General features: G+C 35.9%; 25 protein-coding genes. 13 read left to right on the plus strand and 12 right to left on the minus strand.

The annotated features are described in order from the left end of the window. Positions 1–9 precede the first annotated feature (9 nt). Positions 10–1,809 carry an Ig-like domain-containing protein gene (locus SFA27_RS01450; protein WP_407295687.1) on the plus strand — a complete coding sequence of 600 codons (1,800 nt, stop codon included), beginning with the start codon at positions 10–12 and terminating at the stop codon, positions 1,807–1,809. Positions 1,810–1,813: 4 nt separating this feature from the next. Continuing rightward, positions 1,814–2,272 (plus strand): heme-binding domain-containing protein, encoded by a 459-nt coding sequence (locus SFA27_RS01455; RefSeq protein WP_185097836.1) that lies wholly within the window; start codon positions 1,814–1,816, stop codon positions 2,270–2,272. A 107-nt stretch (positions 2,273–2,379) separates the two neighbouring features. Here the strand turns inward: SFA27_RS01455 and SFA27_RS01460 are convergent, their stop codons facing one another. From SFA27_RS01460 to SFA27_RS01480, 5 genes are all read right to left on the minus strand, one after another. Beyond that, positions 2,380–2,892, minus strand: coding sequence for an NUDIX domain-containing protein (locus tag SFA27_RS01460; protein ID WP_047377361.1), 513 nt, complete (start codon positions 2,890–2,892; stop codon positions 2,380–2,382). Then, complete coding sequence (gene xerD / locus SFA27_RS01465) at positions 2,889–3,803, minus strand: site-specific tyrosine recombinase XerD (protein WP_047377362.1); 915 nt, start codon at positions 3,801–3,803, stop codon at positions 2,889–2,891. Before xerD ends, SFA27_RS01460 begins: the two co-directional genes overlap by 4 nt. 6 nt (positions 3,804–3,809) lie before the next feature. Further along, positions 3,810–4,232 (minus strand): dCMP deaminase family protein, encoded by a 423-nt coding sequence (locus tag SFA27_RS01470; RefSeq protein ID WP_034692520.1) that lies wholly within the window; start codon positions 4,230–4,232, stop codon positions 3,810–3,812. A gap of 52 nt (positions 4,233–4,284) precedes the next feature. Next, complete coding sequence (locus SFA27_RS01475; protein ID WP_034692518.1) at positions 4,285–5,052, minus strand: enoyl-CoA hydratase/isomerase family protein; 768 nt, start codon at positions 5,050–5,052, stop codon at positions 4,285–4,287. Positions 5,053–5,157: 105 nt separating this feature from the next. Further along, positions 5,158–6,645, minus strand: a complete 1,488-nt coding sequence (locus SFA27_RS01480) for a catalase (protein ID WP_407295691.1) — start codon at positions 6,643–6,645, stop codon at positions 5,158–5,160. A gap of 134 nt (positions 6,646–6,779) precedes the next feature. On the opposite strand from SFA27_RS01480, the gene SFA27_RS01485 reads away from it, so the two are divergent. The 9 genes from SFA27_RS01485 to SFA27_RS01525 all read left to right on the plus strand — a co-directional run bounded on the left by SFA27_RS01485 (position 6,780) and on the right by SFA27_RS01525 (position 14,525). Continuing rightward, positions 6,780–7,730, plus strand: coding sequence for a LysR substrate-binding domain-containing protein (locus tag SFA27_RS01485; RefSeq protein ID WP_047377365.1), 951 nt, complete (start codon positions 6,780–6,782; stop codon positions 7,728–7,730). A gap of 240 nt (positions 7,731–7,970) precedes the next feature. Continuing rightward, positions 7,971–9,251 carry a methionine adenosyltransferase gene (gene metK / locus SFA27_RS01490; RefSeq protein ID WP_407295695.1) on the plus strand — a complete coding sequence of 427 codons (1,281 nt, stop codon included), beginning with the start codon at positions 7,971–7,973 and terminating at the stop codon, positions 9,249–9,251. 86 nt (positions 9,252–9,337) lie between these two features. Then, positions 9,338–9,829, plus strand: coding sequence for a hypothetical protein (locus SFA27_RS01495; protein WP_264519247.1), 492 nt, complete (start codon positions 9,338–9,340; stop codon positions 9,827–9,829). A 195-nt stretch (positions 9,830–10,024) separates the two neighbouring features. Continuing rightward, entirely contained in the window at positions 10,025–10,615 is a 591-nt protein-coding gene (locus SFA27_RS01500; protein WP_047377368.1) for an RNA polymerase sigma factor, read from the plus strand. 202 nt (positions 10,616–10,817) lie between these two features. After that, entirely contained in the window at positions 10,818–11,513 is a 696-nt protein-coding gene (locus SFA27_RS01505; protein ID WP_047377369.1) for a YjjG family noncanonical pyrimidine nucleotidase, read from the plus strand. A gap of 220 nt (positions 11,514–11,733) precedes the next feature. Beyond that, the gene (locus SFA27_RS01510) at positions 11,734–12,183 is read left to right on the plus strand and encodes a PepSY-like domain-containing protein (RefSeq protein WP_047377437.1); all 450 of its coding nucleotides are present in this window, start codon (positions 11,734–11,736) and stop codon (positions 12,181–12,183) included. A 35-nt stretch (positions 12,184–12,218) separates the two neighbouring features. After that, positions 12,219–12,419 (plus strand): PepSY-like domain-containing protein, encoded by a 201-nt coding sequence (locus SFA27_RS01515; RefSeq protein ID WP_407295699.1) that lies wholly within the window; start codon positions 12,219–12,221, stop codon positions 12,417–12,419. A gap of 148 nt (positions 12,420–12,567) precedes the next feature. Further along, positions 12,568–13,239: a response regulator transcription factor gene (locus tag SFA27_RS01520; protein ID WP_047377438.1), complete on the plus strand. Its 672-nt coding sequence runs from the start codon at positions 12,568–12,570 to the stop codon at positions 13,237–13,239. Next, positions 13,239–14,525 (plus strand): sensor histidine kinase, encoded by a 1,287-nt coding sequence (locus SFA27_RS01525; RefSeq protein ID WP_407295701.1) that lies wholly within the window; start codon positions 13,239–13,241, stop codon positions 14,523–14,525. Before SFA27_RS01520 ends, SFA27_RS01525 begins: the two co-directional genes overlap by 1 nt. A gap of 145 nt (positions 14,526–14,670) precedes the next feature. On the opposite strand, the gene trpS is transcribed toward SFA27_RS01525, so the two are convergent. From trpS to ileS, 7 genes are all read right to left on the minus strand, one after another. Continuing rightward, the gene (gene trpS, locus SFA27_RS01530; protein WP_264519245.1) at positions 14,671–15,639 is read right to left on the minus strand and encodes a tryptophan--tRNA ligase; all 969 of its coding nucleotides are present in this window, start codon (positions 15,637–15,639) and stop codon (positions 14,671–14,673) included. A 272-nt stretch (positions 15,640–15,911) separates the two neighbouring features. Next, complete coding sequence (locus tag SFA27_RS01535; RefSeq protein WP_407295705.1) at positions 15,912–16,556, minus strand: vancomycin high temperature exclusion protein; 645 nt, start codon at positions 16,554–16,556, stop codon at positions 15,912–15,914. A 15-nt stretch (positions 16,557–16,571) separates the two neighbouring features. After that, the gene (locus tag SFA27_RS01540) at positions 16,572–17,213 is read right to left on the minus strand and encodes a lipoprotein signal peptidase (RefSeq protein ID WP_264519243.1); all 642 of its coding nucleotides are present in this window, start codon (positions 17,211–17,213) and stop codon (positions 16,572–16,574) included. After that, a complete protein-coding gene (locus SFA27_RS01545) occupies positions 17,213–17,407 on the minus strand; it encodes a DUF2683 family protein (protein ID WP_047377375.1) in 195 nt (64 codons plus the stop codon). The genes SFA27_RS01540 and SFA27_RS01545 overlap by 1 nt, the downstream gene beginning before the upstream one ends. A 16-nt stretch (positions 17,408–17,423) precedes the next feature. Further along, positions 17,424–17,669, minus strand: coding sequence for a DUF6576 domain-containing protein (locus SFA27_RS01550; protein ID WP_047377377.1), 246 nt, complete (start codon positions 17,667–17,669; stop codon positions 17,424–17,426). Between the two features lie 78 nt (positions 17,670–17,747). Then, positions 17,748–18,128 (minus strand): TraR/DksA C4-type zinc finger protein, encoded by a 381-nt coding sequence (locus SFA27_RS01555; protein WP_002983772.1) that lies wholly within the window; start codon positions 18,126–18,128, stop codon positions 17,748–17,750. A 58-nt stretch (positions 18,129–18,186) separates the two neighbouring features. Then, positions 18,187–21,582, minus strand: coding sequence for an isoleucine--tRNA ligase (ileS, locus tag SFA27_RS01560; RefSeq protein WP_407295711.1), 3,396 nt, complete (start codon positions 21,580–21,582; stop codon positions 18,187–18,189). A gap of 474 nt (positions 21,583–22,056) precedes the next feature. On the opposite strand from ileS, the gene SFA27_RS01565 reads away from it, so the two are divergent. Continuing rightward, positions 22,057–23,745, plus strand: a complete 1,689-nt coding sequence (locus SFA27_RS01565; RefSeq protein ID WP_407295714.1) for a M23 family metallopeptidase — start codon at positions 22,057–22,059, stop codon at positions 23,743–23,745. A gap of 92 nt (positions 23,746–23,837) precedes the next feature. Continuing rightward, a complete protein-coding gene (locus SFA27_RS01570) occupies positions 23,838–25,130 on the plus strand; it encodes an AMP-binding protein (RefSeq protein ID WP_047377381.1) in 1,293 nt (430 codons plus the stop codon). The last annotated feature ends 18 nt before the right edge of the window (positions 25,131–25,148 follow it).

Consider the following 25,148-nt stretch of genomic DNA (forward strand, 5'->3'; position numbering starts at 1 on the left):
AACATTTTCATGAAAAGGTTTCTTTTATTATTTGTTATCTGTTTTCTTGTACATTCTTGTGCAAGAGTGGGATCTCCTGTTGGAGGGCCTAAAGATACTCTAGCACCAAGGTTTTTAAGTTCAAATATTGATACTACAAGAATTAATGTCAAAAAAGATATTCACGAGCTCCGTCTGGATTTTGATGAATATGTGACATTGAAGGACATCAATAAGAACCTGATTATTTCGCCACCCATTAAAGGGATAACAAGGATTCTTCCTTCAAATATTGCCAACAAATTTGTGCTGATCCAATGGACGGATACACTTCAGGCCAATACAACTTATAACTTCAATTTCGGAAACTCTATTGTAGACAATAACGAATCGAATATACTGAGGTATTTTAATTTTGCTTTTTCTACCGGAGACAAACTGGATGATCTTTACATCAGTGGAGAGGTAAAAGACGCAATGGATATTAAAAAGAAGACAGGAACAACAACGGAAAATAAGCTTGTGGTTGGTTTGTATCAGGTAAAAGATACGATGGATTATAAGAAAAAACCTTACTATATTACAAAGGTAGATGAAGATGGATATTATGAATTGAATTATCTGACCCCTGGAAAATATAAAATTATTGCTTTTGACGACGAGAATGGAAACTCTATGTATGACCCCGGAAAAGAAAAGGTTGGGTTCCACAAAGATCCAATAAATGTAGAGAAATCTATTTCAGGATTGAATTTAAAAGTATATCCTTCCAAAAAAGCAGTGAAATATGTGGAAATGAAAGAAATCGCAGGAGGGGCTTTAATGACATTTGAAGGTAATCCTGATGAAGTAAAGGTTCAGTCACTGAATGAGAAAATAAAAGATATCAAAATAACGCATAACCCAAAATCCGACTCTGTCAGAATCTGGTTTGATGCGGTAAAAGATGATGTAGGGCAGACAGCAAATGAAAAACTCACGTTTACCCATAATAAAGGCATGAAAAAAGATAGTGTCTATAACGTTTCTTTATTTTACAGATATAATAAGAAGAATTCGATGGATGTCGTGAGCGATAATGACGGAACTTCAATCGCACCAAAAGCAGATTTAAAGCTTGCATCAAACTATATTGTAGATAAGATTGATCCTTCAAAATGGACGTTAAAGATCAAAGGAGATAGTTTAACAACAATACCGTTTACAGCTAAAATTTCAGAAACAAACCCTTATCAGATCCATGTGCAATCTGATTTTGTGATGGGAAAAAGCTATGAGCTTACTGTTCCTAAGGAAACGGTCTCTTCATTCTACGCAAAAAACAGCCAGTCAAAACGTTTCGACTTTGATGTTGCTAAAGTAGATCAGTTTGGAAGTGTTGAGTTCTCTATTTCAAATGCTCCGGAAGCAAATTATTGGATTCAGCTGATAGATTCTTCGGACAAAATTGCTTATCAGAAATATATAAAAGGAGATAAGGTAAAGTTTGATATATTAAGACCTGCAGAATATATTGTAAGAATTCTGGTAGATAATAACGGAAATAAATACTGGGATGAAGCAGATTTCGCTAACGATGTATTTGCCGAAGATGCCTATATCTTCCATAAAAAAGTGATCGTAAGAGGATTGTGGGAAACAAGAGAAGATTGGGATCTGAAGGATACCAGAACACTCGATAGCCCTAAATCAACTTCTACTGCTCCAGCGCCAGCTTCAACCTCTATTCCGGTACCAGAAACTCCGCAGCCTGTAACGCCTGCAACAACGAAGGAACCGCTGAAAAAAGGATTTAAATCCGGTAACGCTGTTTTAACTCCGGCAAAATAAGCAGATAAAAATGGCTAAGAAAATCATATTTTGGATATTAGTGGGTTTTGCCCTGATTCAGTTTTTTCCTATTGACAGGACCAATAAGCCGGTTGATTCTGCCACAAACTTCGTTGATGCAAGGAAAACACCGGAAAAGATCAGAACGCTGCTTAAAAATGCATGTTATGACTGCCATTCCAATGAAACAGTTTATCCGAAATATGCTTTTATCGCTCCTGTATCATGGTCTGTAAAAAGCCATGTAAATGAAGGCCGGGAGCACCTTAATTTTTCTACCTGGGAAACTTATAATAAGGATTTGAAGAAGAATATGATTACTAAATCTATTCAGACTATCCAAAGCAAGGCAATGCCAATGCCGGGTTATATTGTTTATCATAAAGAAGCCAATCTTTCAGAAGCAGAAAGAGCATTGCTGATTCAGTACTTTGAAGAAATGCTTAAGGCTAAAACCTATTAAATTTATAGCAAAAAAACTCTCGCAGATTTTGCCAACTGAGCAAGATTGTAAAATCACAATCATCTGCTGAATCTGCAAAATCTGCGAGAGAATATATATTACAAAAATTATTTCTTTAAATAATTCTCGAAAAACCTCTTCTGAGAATCAAAAGCAATATCTTCTAAATTTAAATCCTGTAAAGGAATCCAGACTGCTTCTGAAATCTCCGAGATCTCAAGGTTTACCTCAAATTTTTCCGAAACACTATACTCATAGAAGAGATCGATGGTATTATAATCGATTTCCTTGTATTGATAGATGTTAGGGAGACTGGTAAGGTATTTCAGGTTAGAAATATCGATGTCAAGCTGAAGTTCTTCAAAAAGTTCTCTTTTACAGGTTTCCTCTGCACTTTCTTTAGGGTCAACGAATCCTCCGGCAAGATCAAGTTTTCCTTTTTTAGGATCTCTGTTTCTTCGGGTAAGGTAAATTTCGTTACCGCATCTGATGACAACCGCCACGGCGCCTGCCACATTATTGTACAAAGTAAAACCACATTCCGGACAGCTCCATTTCTTTTCGCCATCCCATTGTAAGGACTCTTTGCCACAGCTTGGGCAATATTTCAATAGTTTCATTGAGCAATATTAATATTTCTCGGGTGATAACTCAAAATAACATCCCTTAATTCTTCCGTCTTCAGATGCGTATAGATTTCCGTTGTTGTAATACTGGAATGTCCCAACATTTCCTGAATATAACGGAGATCTGCTCCATTCTGCAGTAAATGCGTAGCAAATGAATGTCTGAAGGTGTGTGGAGATATTTTTTTGTTAACCCCTGCTTTATCTGTAAGTTCTTTAATAATAAGAAATACAATCACTCTGGACATAGAGGTCCCACGGCTGTTTAAAAACAGAGTGTCTTCATATTTCTTATTGATCTTACCTTTAGAACGTACCTCTTTGATATAACTTTCCAGCAAATCAGCAGTATAATCAGCCAAAGGAACAAAACGGGTTTTGTTTCCTTTTCCGTTTACCTTGATGTATTGCTCTTTAAAGTTGATATTGGAGATTTTCAGATCAATCAGTTCAGAAACACGAAGTCCGCACCCATATAGTACCTCTATGATGCAGTGGTTTCTTTTTCCAAGATCTGTATTGACTTCAATAGCAGCAATAATTTTGTTGATATCAGGCAGGCTTAAGGTATCAGGAAGATATAATCCCAGTTTAGGGCCTTCAAGTAACGCAGCAGGATTGTCTTCACGGTATTCATCCTCAAGTAGAAATTTGAAAAAGGCTTTGATGGAGGATATCCATCTTGCTTGTGATCTCTCACTGAATTTCTGTTTAGAAAGATTGAAAATGTATTCCTGCAGGTTTTCGTAACCGATAGAATCTGGACCGACGTTTGCCAGATCTTCTTTTGCATAATCTTTTAATTTCTTAATGTCCCGAACGTAGGCGTCGAGAGTGTTTTCTGAAAAATTTCTTTCGAAACGAAGAAATATTTCAAAATCTTTGATCTTTTCATCCCAAGTCATTTGTGCTTATTTTTTTAGTTCACAGTCCGATATTTGTTCTATTTCAATGTTATGGTTTCTCAGGAACGATATTCCATCGTCATCCGAATACTCATTAATATACACCAGTCTCGTAATTCCTGCCTGCAGAATCAGCTTACTGCATTCTTTACAGGGAGAAAGCGTCAGATATAACGTTGCTCCTTTTGCAGATTGAGTAGAAGCAGCCAGCTTTAAAATAGCGTTGGCTTCCGCATGCAATACGTACCAGTGTGTTTTTCCCTCTCCATCTTCACAGCAGTTTTCGAATCCCGAAGGAGTCCCGTTGTAACCATCTGAAATAATCATCCTATCTTTTACGATAAGAGCTCCCACCTGTTTTCTCTTACAGTAGGAGAGTTTTGCCCATTCCTGAGCCATTTTTAGATAAGCTTTATCAAACTTATTCATACCACAGCATTGTTTTTTTCGAAATAATTTGGATTAAAATCTTTTAGAAAGTTTAGAAGTTCGGCTTTCTCTTCTCTAGAAACGCAGTAACTCCCTCTTTCTTATCTTCCATTTCAAAAAGTTCCCCAAAATATTTAATTTCAGTTTCAAAACCTTTCTCCGTGTCAGATAAATTCACGGCGTTTATAGCCTTGGATATTGCCATTGGTGAATTGTAGGCAATAGTATTTGCTAATTCTTTCGTTTTGGTTAATAATTCTTCAATAGGATATACTTCATTGACCAGGCCAATCTCTTTTGCTTTTTGGGCAGGGATCATTTTGGCAGAGAAGATCATTTCGTTGGCAATACCTTTTCCTACAAGCTTTGGAAGCCTTTGAGTTCCACCGTATCCCGGGATTAATCCAAGAGTTACTTCAGGAAGCCCTAATCTGGCATTTTCCGATGCGTATCTGATATGGCATGCCATGGCAAGCTCTAAACCTCCGCCTAATGCAAAACCGTTTACGGCTGCAATGACAGGTTTAGACATATTTTCAATTTTATTGAACAATGTATTTTGTCCGTTTCTTGCAAGTTCTTCAGCTTTTTCCTGCCCGAAGTCACTGAATTCCTTGATGTCAGCTCCCGCTACAAAAGATTTTTCTCCACTTCCGGTAAGGATAATTACCCTGCAGGAAGTATCAGCATTAAGCTCATCCAGTGCGGTACTGATTTCCTGAATTGTTTTTGCATTTAAAGCATTTAAACTTTCAGGTCTGTTTATGGTAATGATAGATAATTTATCTTCTTTTTTTAATAATATGTTCTCGTAACTCATTTTTCCACTTTAAAATATCATCCTTTGCAAATTATGAATTTTTTACAAAAAAAAGGAAAAAATATTATTTTTTTTTCCTTTTTTTTAATTTATTATTCAATATGATTATTTGGAATGATTCATCATATTTGCATCAATATTGACGTTTAGTTGAGAAGCTACTTTCATGCCAAGCTCAATGTTAGCACGGAAAAAGTGACATAGCTGTCGGTTGATAATCTCATCTTTTTTCGGTCCGGTGATACCATTCATGCTGCCTACAATATTTTTGATCAAATGATCTCGGTCTTCTGCATTCATTGCTTTTGAATAAAGCAGCCCCGGCTGAGTATAATGATCACTGTCGTTATCATTTCTGTTATAACTGGCTACATGAGCACTGTCTAATTCATACTCAAAGTTTTTATAATCAGAATCTACCTTGATATCATCAAAGCTGTTCGGATGGTAATTTGGTTTATCCTGATAGTAGCTTGAATCTGCCATATAGCCATCTCTCTGGTAGTTATTGACAGCAAAAGGACATCGGTTCACCTCCAGTTGATGTGCATTGACACCCACTCTGTAGCGGTGTGCATCAGGATAAGAGAATAGTCTTCCCTGAAGCATTTTGTCGGGTGAGAAACTAATTCCGTTAATCAGGCTGCTTGGTGAAAAAGTAGATTGTTCAACATGAGCAAAATAATTAACAGGAACTTCATTAAGCTCCATTTCTCCCACCTCAATCAAAGGGAAATCATCATGGAACCATACTTTTGTTACATCAAAAGGATTCCATCTGAAATCTTTTGCCTGCTCTTCAGTCATTACCTGAATGTATAGAGTCCATTTCGGAAAGTCCCCATTTTCAATAGCATTGCACAGGTCTTCCTGAGCGAAATCCGGATTTTTGCCGGCCATTTTTACAGCTTCTTCATCAGTGAAGTTTTTCACTCCCTGTTTGGTTTTGAAGTGGAATTTTACCCATACTCTTTCATTTTTATCATTGATCATGGAGAAAGTATGAGACCCAAATCCATGCATATGTCTGTATCCGTAGGGTGTTCCTCTGTCTGACATTAATATGAGAACCTGATGAAGTGATTCTGGATTTAAGCTCCAGAAATCCCACATCATTGTAGCACTTTTTAAGTTTGTCTTCGGAACTCTTTTTTGAGTATGGATAAAGTCCGGAAATTTTTTTGCATCCTTAATAAAGAATACCGGAGTGTTATTTCCTACAAGATCCCAGTTTCCGTCTTCAGTATAAAATTTTAAAGCAAAACCTCTAGGATCTCTTGCAGTATCCGCGCTTCCTTTTTCTCCTCCCACGGTAGAGAACCTGGCAAACATTCTGCATGAATTTCCTACTTTTGAAAATAGCTTTGCTTTTGTGTACTGGCTGATATCATGGGTTACGGTAAAGGTTCCGTATGCTCCGCTTCCTTTAGCATGCACTATTCTTTCAGGAATTCTTTCCCTAACGAAATGGGCAAGATTTTCCTGAAGAATAAAGTCTTGCAGCAATACCGGGCCTCTTGGTCCTACCGTCTGTGAATCCTGATGCTCAAAGTAAGGTGCTCCGTTGCTTAACGTTAATTTTTTAGAATCCATATAATTGATGATTTGAATAATTCTTTTTCCTTTTTCTAAATCGAAGTGTAAAGGTAGTGAATATCAAATTTACTTGAATTTTTAATTGCTAATAACAAAAACGTTATATCTTTGTAATAGATAATATTAATCAAATGAACATTCAGCAACTGGAGTATCTTATCGCTGTTGATAAGTATAAACATTTTGGTAAAGCAGCTCAGGCATGTTTTATTACACAACCTACGTTAAGTGCCATGATACAGAAATTTGAGGATGAACTGGATGTGAAGGTTTTCGACCGAACTACTCACCCGATTCGTACCACGGATGTAGGTCTTCAGATTATTGATCAGGCAAAAGTTATTATAGAGTCTGTCAATGAGTTGAAAAATAAAGCGAATCTTTTGAATAATATTTTAGGAGGAACTCTCAATCTCGGAATTATTCCTACTGTTTCTTCTTTCATTCTGCCTACGGAAATCTTCAAGTTCCTTGAAGATAATCCAAAGATTCAGATGAATGTAAAAGAAATGACAACGGATAATATTATTAAAGCTTTAAAAGCCGGAGAGCTTGATGCGGGAATTATCTCAACTCCTTATGATACAGCTGACGAGTTTTATCAGGATTTCTTATTCAATGAAGAGCTGATGATTTACAGTTCCAATACAGAGGCCAACAAAAAGAATTCTTACATCATTCCGGAAGACCTGAATGTAGAAAAAGTTTGGCTGCTTGAAGAAGGAAACTGCCTTAGAAATCAGTTTGAAAACATTTGCCATCTGAAAGAAAATACCTTGAAGCCTAAAAATTTAGACTTCCTGGCTTCCAATATCCAGACCTTGGTACATATGGTAGATAAAGTAGGAGGAATCAGTATTCTGCCGGAGCTTGCATTGAGCCAGCTTTCAGAAGAACAAAAGAAAAATGTTTTCAGATTCAAAAAACCTTTCCCTTATCGAGAAATCAGTATTATTTATTATAAGCCAACATTTAAGCAGAAAATTATTGATGAATTGTCACATTCTATCAAAACTTCTTTAGAACTTAAGCTGAATTATCACGAAAGTCCAAAAGAATTTGTAAGCATTAAGCCTCAGTAATGGAAATGCTTTAAAGTGATAGAAATCATCAATTTAAATAAAATAATAATTAATAAACAAAAATTTTGAGTATTACGAAAATAGTGCTTAAATTTGCTGACGTTTATTACGAGGAAAAATTTGACCTGATTGCAACCTCTATAAAAATATGCTAAAACAGTATTCTTTTTTTCTGGGCAATTTTATTTCATATTTTCTTCAATACAATTTTTTTTAAATCTTTAAAAACAAAAGAATTATATGTCTTATTTATTTACATCTGAATCAGTTTCAGAAGGACATCCGGATAAAATTGCCGATCAAATCTCAGATGCATTAATCGACCATTTTTTAGCATACGATAAAGATTCAAAAGTAGCATGTGAAACTCTTGTAACTACCGGACAGGTGGTATTGGCAGGAGAAGTAAAATCAGATGCTTATCTTGATGTACAGACCATTGCCAGAGAAGTAATCAACGGAATTGGGTATACAAAAGGTGAATATATGTTCAATGGAGATTCTTGTGGTGTGATCTCTGCTATCCATGAGCAGTCACCTGATATCAACCAGGGAGTTGACAGAGCTGTAAATGATGAGTCTTTTGAAGCAAAAGCAAATGCACAAGGAGCAGGAGACCAGGGAATGATGTTCGGGTATGCTACCAATGAAACGGCTAACTATATGCCTCTTGCACTGGATCTTGCCCACACTATTCTTAAGGAGCTTTCTGCAATCAGAAGAGAAAATAAAGACATCACTTATCTTCGTCCGGATGCAAAAAGCCAGGTAACAATTGAGTATTCAGATGATCATAAGCCAATCAGAATTGATTCTATCGTTGTTTCTACTCAGCATGATGATTTCGGAAGTGAAGAAGAAATGCTGAATAAGATCCGTGAGGATATTAAAAATATTCTGGTTCCCAGAGTAGTTGCACAACAGACAGAAGAAATTAAGGCTTTATTTAACGATCAGATTAAATATCATATCAATCCTACAGGAAAATTCGTAATCGGAGGACCTCACGGGGATACAGGTCTTACAGGAAGAAAAATCATCGTAGATACTTACGGTGGTAAGGGAGCTCACGGAGGAGGTGCCTTCTCAGGAAAAGATCCGTCTAAAGTAGACAGAAGTGCTGCTTATGCAACAAGACATATTGCTAAAAACTTAGTAGCTGCAGGAGTTGCTGATGAAGTTTTGGTACAGGTTTCTTATGCAATCGGGGTAGCTGAACCTTGTGGTTTATATATCAACACATACGGAACTGCAAAAGTAGATCTTCATGATGGAGAGATCGCAAAAAAAGTTTCTACGATCTTCGATTTAAGACCTTACGCTATTGAGCAGAACTTAAAATTAAGAAATCCTATTTATCAGGAAACAGCTTCTTACGGACACATGGGTAAAGAGCATTATGTAGCTGATAAAACATTCAATAAAGGACATAAGAATGAGCTTACATTGAAAGGGCTTGAGTTCTTTACTTGGGAGAAACTGGACAAAGTAGAGGAAATTAAAACCGCTTTCGGAATTTAATTTTCCCTTTAAAGAATAATAAATGAGCTGCTTTATCTTTGGATAAGGCAGTTTTTTTTAATTTTACACCTTAATAATATAGAAAGATGATGAATTTTCGAACTGTAGTTGCTGTCCTGTCCCTGTTTTTGCTAAGTACATTAGCAAAGGCACAATATACCATGCATAAAATGATTACTGTGGGGTATACTTATCAGAATCAAAGTTTTGGTGAAATAGGAGGGAAATTGCTTTTTCTTAAAAATGATGATGTGATTTACAGATTGGGAGGATCTGCGCTGATGGGAGTTACGGACTCCAAATTCGCTATTATGCCAAAGCTGCAGGCAGATGTTCTTCTTAATTTTGAAAAAAATGTAGACTTCTATCACTCTTATTACTTTTTGGCAGGAGTAGAAGGAACCAATAAATACATTGCTCCTAAAATAGGAGTCACCTTATTCGGGATGCTGGACCTTACCGGAGGCTATGCTTTTCCTATCGGAGACACCCGATTGAACGGAAAAGAGATGAAAGGTCTGAATATTAATTTTACATTAAATATCCCTACAGTCTTTATTCATGACATGTTTAAATGATTTTTTTTAGATTTTTCTCTATAAAATTTAATAATAGGTTAACAGTTATTAAAAAATTATTATATTTACATCATAATAATTGTACTACCGCCTATAGAAGAGACTCTACTCTAGAACTGTTTTGTTTATACAGCAAAGGCCAGAAGAAATATCTGGTAGAATGCTTGTCTGCAAATATTTATATTGAGAAGAGTTATGAAATCAAAATCGGATAGTTTACTAATTTCCCTTTACCAGAAAGGAGACGAGGGTGCGTTGTCAACCCTTATTCATCGACATCAGAGAGAACTGTTTACATTCATTTTTTACAAAATTAATGATGAAGATTTAGCTAATGATATCTTTCAGGATACATTCATGAAGATAATTGTTATGCTCAAAGAAGGGCGCTATAACGAAGAAGGTAAATTTATCCTTTGGGCAAAAAGAATTTCCCACAATTTAATCATTGATCATTTCAGGTCAAAAGCAAAGAATATAAAAGTTTCAGAAACTACTTTTGAAACCGATGAATATTCTATTTTTGATTTGATCAGAGAACCTTCTGAAAATATTGAAGATCAGCTTGTGACGAATCAGATACAGGAAGATCTTCTAAGGATGCTGCAGTTTTTACCACAAAATCAGCAAGAAGTAATCAAACTGAGATTTTTTGACGGGCTGAGTTTCAAGGAAATTGCAGATCATACGGATATGAGCATTAATACAACTCTTGGAAGAGTACGGTATGCGCTGATAAACCTGAGAAAAATCATGGATGAAAATAATATAATATTAACCAGATAAATAATATTTTGGAAAATTTCACGTTTTAAGGAAAACATACTTCGCTTATGAAAAAAAATGACTCCTTAAAAGTGAAAACTTTGAAACCTAAGAAACAAACCATTGATTTTTTGCTGAATTTTTCTAAAAGCCTTGAAATTGTGAAAAGCAAGAGCAAAAATTATCCTATCTCGAAAAATTAAAATTATTAACTTTGTGCTGTATGAAAATGCAGCATGTTTTTTTTGACCTGGATAATACACTCTGGGATCACCGCAGAAATGCCTATCTTACCATCAAAGAGCTTTTTGAAAAACAGGAAATTACTTCAAAGTATCATATTGACTTTGAAGAGTTTCACTCTGTTTACCATGATATCAACGAAGAGTTGTGGGAAAAGATCAGAGACGGGATTATCGGCAAAGAATATTTGAGAGAGCACCGTTTTTATGATTCCTTTAAACATTTTGGAGTAGAAAATAAAGAGCTTGCCCTTTATTTTGAAGAAAACTTCCTTGATAATATTGTGAGTCATAATGAATTGGTAGAAGGAGCCGAAGATGTTCTGGAATATCTGAAAGCTAAGAACTATACATTACACATTATTTCTAATGGATTTCAGGAAGTAACGGAAAGAAAATGTACCCTGTCAGGAATTGCACCCTATTTTAAGACGATTACCAGTGCAGATTCTGTGGGAGTAAGAAAACCTAATCCCAGGATTTTTGAGTACTCCTTAGGGCTTTCTGAAGCCAGAAAAGAAGAAAGCATCCTGATTGGGGATGACTGGATTGCTGATGCCATGGGAGCAACAGATTTCGGAATGGATACTATTTTCTTCAATGTCTATAAGGAAGATAAGCAGAGGGAAGGATTAAAAGCTATTACCCATCTTCAGCAGATTAAAGAATATCTATAAATAGACCATATAATCTAATAAAAAAGCCATTAAGTTGTACTTAGTGGCTTTTTCCGTTTTTAATACTTTTCGAAAATCAACATTAATAACTTATCTGCTAAAATCTGCGGTAAAATTTAAACTTTATCCTATTTATTTTTTACAGAAATAACTTTTCCCAATTCTTTCCCAAATTGATTTGGAACTTTGCTCCATAATAATGACAGAAAAATTAAATGTTATGAAAAATGTAAAGAAAATCACAGGAGTATTGATGTTCATGTTTTTATTAATGGGAAGCTTTGTTTCTGCACAGGACAGAGCAATCAATGCTAATCAGTTACCCAAAACAGCTAAAAACTTTCTTGCAGCCCATTTTAAAGGAATACCCGTAAACTCGGCCATAGAAGACAGAGAAATCTATGGAATAGACGAATATAAAGTATATCTGACCAATGGAATGAAAATGGAGTTCGACAGCAGCGGAAACTGGAAAGAAGTAGATGGTAAACATCAGAAAGTTCCTTATGGTTTCATTCCTGTATCAATAAGAAATTACAGCACCAAAAATTTCCCCAATACCTACATCATTAAGATAGAAAAGAAAAGATGGTCTTACAAAGCAGAACTTTCTAACGGATTGGAGCTTGAATTCGACAGAAACGGAAATTTTAAAAAAATTGATGATTAATTCAAAAGTAAAAATCAACACTAAATAGTAATAATATGATCAACTGGAATTTAATAAACAGCAGCGGAAGAAAAATTTCTTCTGCACAGATTAGAAAAAATATGGTTTCATTTATGACAAGGAATCATCCTTGCAGCGTAATTGATTCCATTGAAAGAAAATATAATGCTTATAAAATCAATTTAATGAACGGTTTATGTCTCGTTTTTGATGCAGATGGACGCTTTGTTAAGTAGGGAAGCTGGAGGCGGGAAGAAGGAAGTGAAAAAAGTTGCATAGGTTGAGATAAATAACGTCCAGCTTCCCGCTTCAGTCCTTCCCGTTTATAATTTCATATATTTGATATACATTAATGAAGCAGCAGAATATACAGATCCAGAAAATATGAAGATTTTAATAGTAGAAGATGAACCCGAACTGAAAGATACGGTACAAAAATTTCTGGAAGCAGAACATTTCATTGTAGAGTATGCAGAAAATTACAGCAGCGGACTGGACAAAATTATTTCTTACGAATATGACTGTATTTTGCTGGATATTATGCTGCCTGACGGAAATGGAATAGATCTGCTGAAAGAAATAAAAAAAATGCATAAGAAAGATCCTGTAATCATTCTTTCTGCTAAAGATTCAGTAGATGATAAGGTAACCGGGCTGGAAATTGGGGCTGATGATTATCTTGCAAAACCTTTCCACCTTGCTGAGCTGATGGCGAGAATCAAATCTGTGATCAGAAGGAAAAATCAGGATGGCGAAAATATAATCCGGTACAAAAATATAAGCATTGATCCGGAGAACAGAACGGTGAAAATAGGAGAAGAGGAGCTGGCTCTCAATCGTAAAGAGTATGATCTTTTGTATTATTTTGTGATCCATCCGGAAAAAACATTGCAAAAGACAACACTGGCAGAAGCTATTTGGGGAGATTATATAGATCAGGCAGACAGCCTTGATTTTATTTATTCCCAAATCAAAAATCTTCGAAAAAAATTAAAAACACTCAATGCAGAAGCTGATTTTCAGGCTGTATACGGAATAGGATATAAATTCATCTGATGAAAGTTTCATTAAAATATTACACCATAAAGTACCTGATCATGATCCTGCTGTTCATTATTGCAGTTTGGGCAGGGCTATTTTATGCCTATATTCTGGATGAAGTGCATGATAATGTAGATGATGGATTAAGGAATCGAAAAATACAGATCATCAAAGCTGTTTATCTTAATCCTCAGCTTTTGAATAATAATGATTTTGGATTCAATGAATTTAAAATAAACCCGATCAAAGCTGAAGAATATCAAAACAAAAGCAGGCTTTACAACAAGATGTACTACATGGAATATGATGATAAAGATCAGCCTTACAGGGTTCTTGAGGCAGACTTTATTGATCAGTTCAAAAAGAATCAACGGCTTGTCATAAGAACTTCCACCGTAGAAGAAGATGAATTGATATACGATCTTACGACTGCCTTGATTGTACTCTATATCCTTTTGGTCATAAGTATTGTGGCAGTCAACGGATATCTTCTTAATAAGGCGATGAGACCGTTTTACCGGATTTTGGATAAACTAAAAAAATACCAGTTTGGAATTCCTTTTTCCCAGGAAAAGCAAACTTATAAGATCTCTGAGTTTGAAGAATTGAATGTGGAAATCAATGAAATGATTGAGCGTAATGAACTTGTTTTCTATCAGCAGAAACAGTTTATTGAAAATGCTTCCCATGAACTTCAGACTCCTTTGGCTATCATTATTAATAAAATTGATCTTCTGATTCAGAATGATGACCTTGATAAAAAAAGTATGACCTTTATTACCGAAGTTAAAAATGATCTGCGAAGAATGGTAGGCTTAAACAAATCTTTATTAATGCTTTCCAAAATTGAAAACAGCCAGTTTAATAAGACTTCAGATGTTAATTTTAACTGGATGATTGCTCAGTTAGTTCAGAACTATGAAGATTTCATTACATTTAAAAAAGTAGAGGTTAATGTCATTGAAAAGGGGAAATTCGTTGCAGATTTTAATCAGGATCTTGCAGATATTCTTTTGTCCAATCTTCTTAAAAATGCTGTTAAGTACAACAATGAAGAAGGAACCCTAAATATTATAGTTGAAAACAACCGGATAACATTCCAGAACAGCGGAACATCTGTACCTTTGGATAAATCAAGAATTTTTAACCGTTTCTATAAACAGGGATCAGATCATACATCCACAGGACTGGGGTTGTCTATAATTAAGACCATTGTAAAACAATATCCAGGCTGGGATATTAATTATGAATATGGAGATCAGATGCATTACTTTATCCTGACAAAGAACAATGCTCATTAAATGCTTTACATCAATAGAAAAAGAGGCTAACTCAAAAGTGTCATTCTGACGAAGGAAGAATCTAAGATTCTTCCTTCGTCAGAATGACAAAAGCCAAATTATTTGACTTTTGAGACAGCCTCTTTCTTATGCTTAAAGCTCAGAATTAAAATCCTAAGCTTGTTCTTACTCTTTTAAGAGTTTCCAGCGCAATAGGTCTGGTTTTCTCAGCTCCTTGCTGAAGTTTTGCTTCAAGTTCATCAAGGTTGTTCATGTAATAAGTGAACGTTTCTCTTTCCTTCTCAAAACGAACAAGAATAAGATCCAGTAATTCTTTCTTAGCGTGTCCGTATCCGAAATTTCCGGCAAGATATTTTGCCCTTAATTCTTCAGTTTGTTCAGGTGTAGCAACAAGTTGATAAATCTGGAATGTTTTATCCGTTTCAGGATCCTTAGGTTCTTCTAAAGATTTTGAATCTGATTCAATGCTCATTACCTGTTTTTTAAGCTCCTTTTCAGGTAAGAAAATATTGATAATATTTCCTCTTGATTTAGACATTTTCTGACCATCTGTTCCAGGAACATATTTGGTGTCTTCCTGAAGTTCAGATTGTGGAAGAACAAGAATATCACCCATCTGATTGTTGAATCTTGAAGCCACATCTCTTGCAAATTCCAGGTGCTGAAGCTGATCTTTACCTACAGGTACAATTTCAGCATCATACAGTAAAATATCTGCCGCCATCAGAATAGGGTAAGTAAACAGTCCGGCATTCACATCCTGAAGTCTGTCTGCCTTATCCTTGAATGAATGAGCCAATGTTAATCTTTGATAAGGAAAAAAACATGATAAATGCCAAGAAAGTTCACAGGTTTCAGCGATATCACTTTGTCTGTAGAAATATGTTTTTTCAGTATCTAATCCACAAGCAAGCCAAGCCGCAGCAATCTCGTAGGTATTTTGTCTCAACGTCTGCGCATCTTTAATCTGTGTAAGCGTGTGAAGATTCGCAATAAATAAAAATGATTCATTTCCTTCCTGCTTGGATAGTTCGATAGCAGGAATAATTGCCCCCAATAAATTTCCAAGATGGGGTGTTCCGGTGGCTTGTATGCCGGTAAGAATTCTTGACATTTGTTTAAAATTTATATTTAAAAATTAATGAATAGCAAATTTACGAGGTTTGCCGGGAATATAGAATTAAAAAGATTAAAAGATTAAAAGATTAAAAGATTAAAAGATTAAAAGATGTTGTCATTTAAAATTCAATAGAGGTGGGCTTTAGCCCAGCCAGCTTTGAAATAAAAAGATCTATTGGCTTTAGCCAAAACCTATCAATCAGCAAAATCTCAATATCCTTCTACACAATCATCTGTGAAAATCCGTGCAATTCGTGGTTGAAAAAACTAAGGAATCACAATCTTCTCTCCTCCAAATTTAGGCTCTACGCCAAAAAGAAGGTCCCAATATGCTTTAGCTTTGGCAGCATACTCTCTCATATTGGTCTTTAACCCCGCATATTTATTTACATCAGCAGCATTATACCCAAAGGCTTCCATTCCATTTTTTCTGGCCAGGAAAACGGCTCTTTCATTGTGAAATTTCTGAGAGATAATCACCAGTTTTGTCTGGCTGAAAATATCTTTTGCTCTTACCACAGAATCCAAAGTTCGGAATCCGGCATGATCCAGAATGATTTTATCTTGTGGAACTCCTTCCTGCATCAATGCAAGCTGCATATCTTCAGGTTCGTTATAATCTTTGGTACTGTTATCACCACTAACGATGATGTATTGTATTTTTCTGCTTTTGTATAAATCGGCCGCAGCTTTAATTCTGTTGTAGAAATAAGCATTGGGTGACCCATTGTTTAAGGTTTTCCCGGTTCCTAATAAAAGACCTGTTTTGGCTTCCGGTACATCAGCAATATTATAGGAAACAAATGATTCGCTGTCCTTTTTGATGCTGTAGTTCGCCCAGGCAATAAAAATAATTCCTGCAACGAAAAGAAGCAGGAAAATTTTAAAAATATTTTTGATTATTTTTTTCATCCGAAAATACATCTTTTAAAACTCAAGCCCATTTGGGAATGCTTTTTTTCTGAAGATTAGAAGGAAAGCTGCTCCTACTGTGATAGCAGAATCGGCAACATTGAAAATATATTTGAAGAATTCAAGATGTTTTCCACCTATTAAAGGCCAGCTTTCGGGCACATACCAGTCTACTACAGGAAAGTGAAGCATATCTACCACACAACCTTTCATAAAGGTAGAATATCCATGTCCGAAAGGAACAAGCTTAGAGATACCTCCATATCCAATCCATCGGTCGGTACTGGCATCATACACTGTTCCGGTATCGAAGATCATCCCGTAAAACATTCCGTCAATAAGATTTCCGATGGCTCCGGCGAAAATGATAGCCATAGGAATCAAAAGATAATTGGAAGCTCCGTCCTTTAACCATTTTTTAAACATATATACCATTCCTCCAATCAGGAAAACTCTTAGGATTACCAGAAAGTATTTTCCGATGATTCCGCCAAAATGAAATCCATAAGCCATTCCCGGATTTTCAACAAAAGTTTTGTTGAAGAAACCGTTTATCACAGGAATGCTTTCATTCAGCTCGAAATGAGTTTTGATGTAAATTTTTGAAGCCTGGTCAATCAACAACACTAAAAATGTTATCGCTAATATCTTTTTCATTACTGTCCTTTAGGTTTTGAAGGTTTTGCAGCAGGTTTTATATTTTTATTATCGCTTGCTTTCTTAACCACTTTCTGCCCGTTATATGAACTTTTAACATGAGCTTTTTCAAATTTAATGTTCATTTCTTTCAGTACACTTTTCAGTGCACTAAGCTCCATAGAATTTTTAGGATGTACTATGATAGATTCCATTTCTTATATTTAATTTTTACATTTTAGACAACTCATCAAGTCTTTTCCTGTCTTTTTCAGACAGATCATTGATTCCGTTTTTGCCCATCTTACTCAAAAGTCTGTCAATCTCTTTTTCCCGTTCGCGTTTATCAGAATTGAATTGATCATCAATAGTATAGTTTTTCTGCTGATCAGGGAAAAATCTGTTTTTGATCCATTCTCTGTTGAAAAACAGCAGAATTATTGCGATAATAAATCCTAAAATTAATAATTCGCTCATGAGTATACATTAAAAATTAGGTTTATAAAGTATCCGTGAATACGATATAAACCCAATAGTATTTTACAAACCTTACGGTTATTTTTGCATATTTTTCGCTTCGATGCTCAGCGTAGCATGAGGAACGGCTAAAAGTCTTTCCTTAGGAATCAATTTTCCTGTTACTCTGCAAACACCATACGTTTTGTTTTCGATTCTGATCAAAGCGTTTTTAAGGTCACGCACGAATTTTTCCTGTCTTCCTGCCAAAATAGAGTTCTGCTCTTTGCTTAATGTTTCTGCTCCTTCCTCAAATGCTTTGAAAGTAGGAGAGGTATCATCGGTTCCGTTATTCTGGTCGTTGATGAAACTTTCTCTGATAAGCTGAAGATCTTTTTCTGCTTTTTCTATTTTTTCTTTAATGATCGCTTTAAATTCCTGTAAATCAGCATCGCTGTATCTAACTCTTTCGTCTGACATATTCGTTCTCTTTTTTAATAAAATTATGAAATGGAATTTGAAATATAATAACTACATGTTAATTTTTTTCAACATTTATCTTAAAATTAACCTCATCTATTTCGATTTCGTTAAAATTTGAAAGTGAAGATACAATTTCTATTTTATTTGACAAGACTTCAGAAGAAATATATTCTTCATTTTTCTTAATATCATCAAGGAAAGGTGAGTTCTCTTCAATGGAGATATTAATCCTGTCTGTCAGTTCAAAGTCTTTATCTTTTCGCAGGTTTTGAATTCTGTTGATGAATTCTCTTGCGATACCTTCAGATTTTAGCTCATCGGTTAACGTCAAATCTAATGCCACAGTTGTTTTACCGTCTGAAGTAACAGTCCATCCCGGGATATCTTTTGTAGAGATTTCTACATCATCAAGTGTGATCTCATATCCCTGAACGCCTATTTTTCCTTCTTTTTCAAGACCGGCAATCTGTTCTGTGGTAAGATTTGCTATCTCGGCACCTACCACCTTCATGTCTTTTCCTAATTTAGGACCAAGAGCTTTGAAGTTGGGTTTTATCTGTTTTACAATTAAGTGAGATGCTTCTTCAGCATTGATTAACTGTAATTCTTTAACGTTTACTTCCTGCTTGATCAGATCTGCAACAGCAAGGATTTGCTCTTCTGTTTTAGAATCCAATACAGGAACCAATACTTTTTGTAGCGGCTGGCGGACTTTTACATTTTCTTTCTTTCTCAGAGAGAAGACCATACTTGTAATGTTCTGAGCCAAATGCGTTTTCTCAACCAGATCCTGATCAATTAAGCTTTCATCAGCTACCGGGAAGTCTGTCAAATGTACAGATTCACAGTTCTCTTTACCTGTTACTTTATTCAGGTCCTGATACAATTGATCCATAAAGAACGGAGCAATCGGAGCAGATAGTTTAGCAACTACTTCAAGACATGTATATAGTGTCTGGTAAGCAGAGATTTTATCGTCAGAATAGTCTCCTTTCCAGAAACGTCTTCTGCATAATCTTACATACCAGTTACTCAGGTTATCGTTCACAAAAGTGCTGATTGCTCTTGCTACTCTTGTTGGTTCATAGTCTTCATAGAAAGCCTTTACTTCTTTGATCAGAAGGTTCAGTTCAGAAAGGACCCATCTGTCAATTTCGGGACGGTTTTCCACTTCTTTTTCTGAATAGTTGAAGCCGTCAACATTCGCATATAAAGCAAAGAATGAATACGTATTGTAAAGCGTTCCGAAGAACTTTCTTCTTACTTCGTCAATTCCTTCAATGTCAAACTTCAGGTTTTCCCATGGGTTGGCATTGGAAATCATGTACCAACGGGTAGCATCCGGCCCATATACAGAAAGAGTTTCGAACGGATCTACGGCATTTCCTAAACGTTTTGACATTTTCTGTCCGTTCTTGTCCAGAACAAGACCGTTACTCATTACATTTTTATAAGCAACAGAATCAAAAACAGCAGTTCCGATAGCGTGAAGCGTATAGAACCATCCACGGGTCTGGTCAACACCTTCTGCGATGAAATCAGCAGGGAATGCTTTATTATTGTCTATTAATTCTTTGTTTTCAAAAGGATAATGCAACTGTGCATAAGGCATAGAACCTGAATCGAACCAAACATCAATCAGGTCACTCTCACGCTTCATTGCTTTTCCTGAATCAGAAACCAATACTACTTTGTCCACTACATTTTTGTGAAGATCCACAAGATCATAGTTAGACTCAGCCATATTTCCGATAATGAAACCTTTGAACGGGTTTTCACTCATCAATCCAGCTGCAATTGATTTCTCGATTTCGTTGTATAATTCCTCTACAGAACCCATGATCTTTTCTTCTTTCAGATCATCTGTTCTCCAGATCGGCAACGGAATTCCCCAATATCTTGAACGGGAAAGGTTCCAGTCGTTCACATTTTCTAACCAGTTGGCAAAACGTCCTTCTCCGGTAGCTTTTGGCTTCCAGTTGATTTCTTTGTTCAAATTAACCAGTCTGTCTTTTACAGCCGTCATTTTCACAAACCATGAATCAAGCGGATAGTACAATACCGGTTTATCTGTTCTCCAGCAGTGTGGATAAGAGTGGACATATTTTTCTACTTTGAAAGCCTTGTTCTCTGTTTTCAACAGGATCGCAAGTTCCACATCCCATGATTTCTCAGGAGCAGTTCCTTCATCGTAGTATTCATTTTTGATATAAGTTCCGGAGAATACCTCAGGAACATTTTCTCCTTTGATGAATTTCCCTTGTAAGTCTACCAATGGTACAAGATTGTCATTTTCATCTTTTACCAACATTGGCGGAATCTCAGGCTGAGCCATTTTAGCCACTCTTGCATCATCAGCACCAAATGTAGGAGCTGTATGAACGATACCTGTACCGTCCTCAGTTGTTACGAAATCTCCTAAGATTACTCTGAATGCATTCTCAGGATTATCATTTGGCGTAAACCAAGGGACTAATTGCTCATATCTTGTATCAACAAGCTTTTCTCCTGTAAACTCTTTTAATATTCTGAATGGAATTACTTTCGTTTCCGGCGTATAGTTGGCAAAATCCTCATCTGTACCTTCTGTATATTTTTTACCGAAAACTTTAGGTAAAAGAACGCTTGATAACACAACCGTTACAGGTTCAAATGTATATTGATTGAAGGTTTTAACTACAACATATTCAATATCTCTACCTACAGTAAGAGCAGTATTGGATGGAAGCGTCCATGGAGTTGTCGTCCATGCAAGGATATGTACATCTCCATCAACATCATTAAACAATGCTGAAGAGTCTTTCTTCACTTTAAACTGAGCTACAACCGTTGTATCCGAAACATCGCGATATGTTCCTGGCTGGTTAAGCTCGTGAGAAGAAAGTCCTGTTCCTGCTTTCGGTGAGTAAGGCTGGATGGTGTAGCCTTTGTACAACAGTTCTTTGCTATACAATTGCTTCAATAACCACCAAACGGTTTCCATATATTTTGACTTGTACGTGATGTACGGATCATCAAGGTCCACCCAATATCCGATTTTCTCTGTAAGGTTATTCCATACATCAGTATAACGCATTACTGCTTCACGACAAGCTTTGTTATAGTCTTCAATAGAGATTTTTTTGCCAATATCTTCTTTCGTGATTCCTAATTCTTTTTCTACACCCAGTTCCACAGGAAGACCATGCGTATCCCAGCCAGCTTTACGGAAAACCTGCTTTCCGTTTTGAGTCTGGTAACGGCAGAAAATATCTTTCAATGCTCTTGCCATTACGTGGTGAATTCCAGGCATACCGTTTGCTGAAGGCGGACCTTCATAAAAAACAAACTCAGGATTTCCCTGACGAATCTCAACACTCTTATTGAAGGTTTTATTTTGTTTCCAAAATTCCGCTACATTCTCTGCTACGTCAATAAGGTTGAGGTTTTTGTATTCTTTAAATTGGCTCATTGTAAATATCTCAATATCGTTGATTAATTAAGTCTGCAAATTTACTAAAATTTGTCGGTTTATAATATATGTTTTATTTAGGTAATTTCTATTAAAAAGTTCAATTTCAGAAATATAAATGGAGAAAGTGAGAAAAAGTGAATGGTGAATGGTCAATAAGTGAATTTTTCTGACTGTTTTGAGTATGAAATTTAAGGCAGTTTATTCACTAGGAGCGGCTATTATCCTGAGCATAGTCGAAGGAAGCCCGCTTAAATAATAAAAACATATCCAATGGTTTTAGCCAAAACCTAATAGTACGCAAAGTTCACAAAGAACTTATGAATGGGTTAAAATTGTTCGCAAAGGTGTTTCACTCAGCAAAGGAAAACTGTGGTTAAGAAAACAAAGGTGATTCTAAAAATGAATATCCTAACAAGCGCTTATTGGCCGGAATTTTGTACATTTAAGTAGACCTATAAACCCAAATGCTGTATGAAAATCTTTTATCATCTGATGCTTTTTGTTTGTTTTATCAACACAGGCATTGTACAAGCTCAAAATAATTATCCACAGAATTATTTCAGGAATCCACTCAATATTCCAATGCAGCTTGCGGCCAACTTTGGAGCCATCAGAACCAATCACTTTCATATGGGACTGGATCTGAGAACCAATAGTCAGGAGAATTTACCGGTTCTGGCAGCTGCAGAAGGGTATGTAAGCAGAATAAAAGTGGAGCGGTACGGATTTGGAAATGCTGTATACATCACTCATCCCAATGGCTATACCACAGTATATGCTCATCTGAATAAATATTTCAATAAGCTTGATGAATATGTAAAGGAAAGACAATATAAAGACGAAAAGTGGGAACAGGATATCACTTTTCAGCCCGGACAGTTCCCTGTGGATAAAGGACAGCAAATTGCGTTGAGTGGAAACACAGGAGGATCAGCTGGGCCACATCTGCATTTTGAAATAAGAGATACCAAAACAGAAGAATGTCTTAACCCGTTACTTTTTGGCTTTGCCATTCCAGATAGTATAGCCCCAATTATTAGCGGATTGTATTGGTATGACAGACGTTTCAGTACTTATGAACCAGGAGCGAATGGAATTGCAGTAAAAAAGGCAGGAAATGTTTATACTTCTAATCTCGTTCAGGTTAATTCTCCAGAAATAAGTTTTGCGATTAAGGCAGTAGATAAAGCTAATCAAGGTTTTAATCTGGGCATTTATAATGCAGAACTATTGATGGATGGCAAGCTGATTTACAGTTTTAAAATTGATAAAATACACTATGATGATACCCGATATATCAACGGCTGCATAGATTATACTAAATTCATCAGGGATAAAATGGGAATTCAGCATTTATCTGATTTGCCGGGAATGAAGCTTCAGAATTATAGTCTTCCCAACTCAACAGGGATTATCAACCTTAAGGATGAAAATGTTCATACCATTGAAATTGTCCTGAGAGATGTAAAAGGAAATACGAGCCGCTTAACAACAAAGCTTCAGCTCAATACAACTTCAGAAAAAGTATCTTCTACAGGGAAAACCGTAATGCCAAATGAAGGAAAAATCATTGCTACCGAAAATGCAGAGATTAGCTTCAGTAAAAATGGAGTCTACGATGCTGTAAATTTTAAGGCCTATGAAAAACCGGATACAGATCCAAATGCTGTTTCAAATACCATTGTTTTGCATAGCCCATATATTCCTGTTCAGGATGAATATACTTTGAAAATAAAACCGAATAGAAAGTTAACTAATGCAGAAAAAGAGAAAGCTGTTATTCTCCTTGATTATGGCAGTGACAAAAATGTTGTAAAAGTAAAATGGAATGGTGATCGGGCAGAAGGACAATTCAACAGATTGGGTATTGCAAAATTATTGATCGATAATAATCTGCCATCTGTTTCATCAAATTGGACAGAAGGAGCAATGGTTAATAGTAATTCATTACTGTTAAAAGGAACGGCAAGAGTAGGAGATATTATTTCATTCCGGGCCGAACTGGATGGAAAGTGGCTTCGCTTTGCCCGCGTAAAAGATAATTTTGTCTACATTTTTGATGAAAAATGCCCGAAAGGATCAGGCGCGCATACGCTGAAGGTAACCACCATCAATACTGCTGGGAATACCAATACACAGACTTTTACCTTCCAGAGATAAAAGCTGTGGCAGAATTCATGAATACATTTTACATGAATACATCTTACAATCATGTAATTTTAAATAAATTTGCCTTTTAAAAATTAAAATCATTGGAATTTCATCCGTTAATCGAGAAAGCAGGGATTCAGGAAATCAAAATATTTCAGGAAGAAAAACTTCATGAGCTTTTGACTTATCTTGAAACTTATTCACCTTTTTATCAGAAACTGTTCAAAGAAAATAATATCAATATTGCCGATATCTGCACTTTGGAAGATCTTCAGAAGATTCCTACTACTACAAAGAATGATCTACAGCAGTATAACCATGATTTTTTCTGTATAACGCCGGATAAAATTGTCGATTACAGTACCACTTCCGGAACATTGGGAGATCCTGTAACCTTCGGATTGTCCGACAACGATCTTGAGAGGCTTGCTTACAATGAAGCGATATCATTTGCGTGTGCAGGAATTCAGAAAGGAGATGTGGTTCAGATGATTACGACCATTGACAAGCGGTTTATGGCTGGTCTTGCCTATTTTTTAGGTCTAAGAAAAATGGGAGCTAGTGTGGTGAGAATGGGACCTGGAATTCCTGAACTTCAGTGGGATTCTATTTTCAGATATAAACCTAAATATTTGATTACAGTACCTTCTTTTCTGCTGAAAATGATTGATTATGCCGAAAAACACGGTTTGGATTATAAAAATTCCAGTGTTTACGGGGCTGTGTGTATCGGAGAAAGTATCAAAAATCAGGATTTTACGGATAATATTCTTTCTCAGAAAATCAAAGAAAAATGGGATATAAAACTTTTTTCAACCTATGCCTCTACAGAAATGAGTACCGCTTTTACAGAGTGCGAATTCCAGATCGGAGGACATCATCATCCGGAACTGATCATTACAGAAATCCTGGATGATAACGGAAATCCGGTAAATGAAGGAGAAAATGGAGAATTGACCATCACTACTTTAGGAGTAGAAGCCATTCCTCTCTTAAGATTTAAAACCGGTGATATTGTAAAAGCTCATTACGAGCCATGCCAATGTGGAAGAAATACTATGAGGTTAGGACCTGTTGTAGGAAGAAAGCAGCAGATGATCAAATACAAAGGAACAACTTTGTATCCGCCTGCTATGAATGATATTTTGAATGATTTCAACAATATCTTATGCTATCAGATCGTTATTCAGGCTAACGAAATAGGCCTTGACGAAATTATCATTAAAATAAGCACAGAAGAAGAACATGATGGTTTTGTAAATGAAGTCAGAGACCACTTCCGTGCAAAACTGAGAGTAAGCCCAAAAATTGAAATCATAGATTTTGATATTTTGTCTAAAACCGTTTTTAATCCAAACAGCAGAAAGCCAATCACTTTTATTGATTTAAGATAAAATTAAAAATAAAGAGTC

Source organism: Chryseobacterium sp. HR92 (genome assembly GCF_045689405.1).
In the GTDB taxonomy this organism is placed as follows: Bacteria; Bacteroidota; Bacteroidia; order Flavobacteriales; family Weeksellaceae; genus Chryseobacterium; species Chryseobacterium viscerum_A.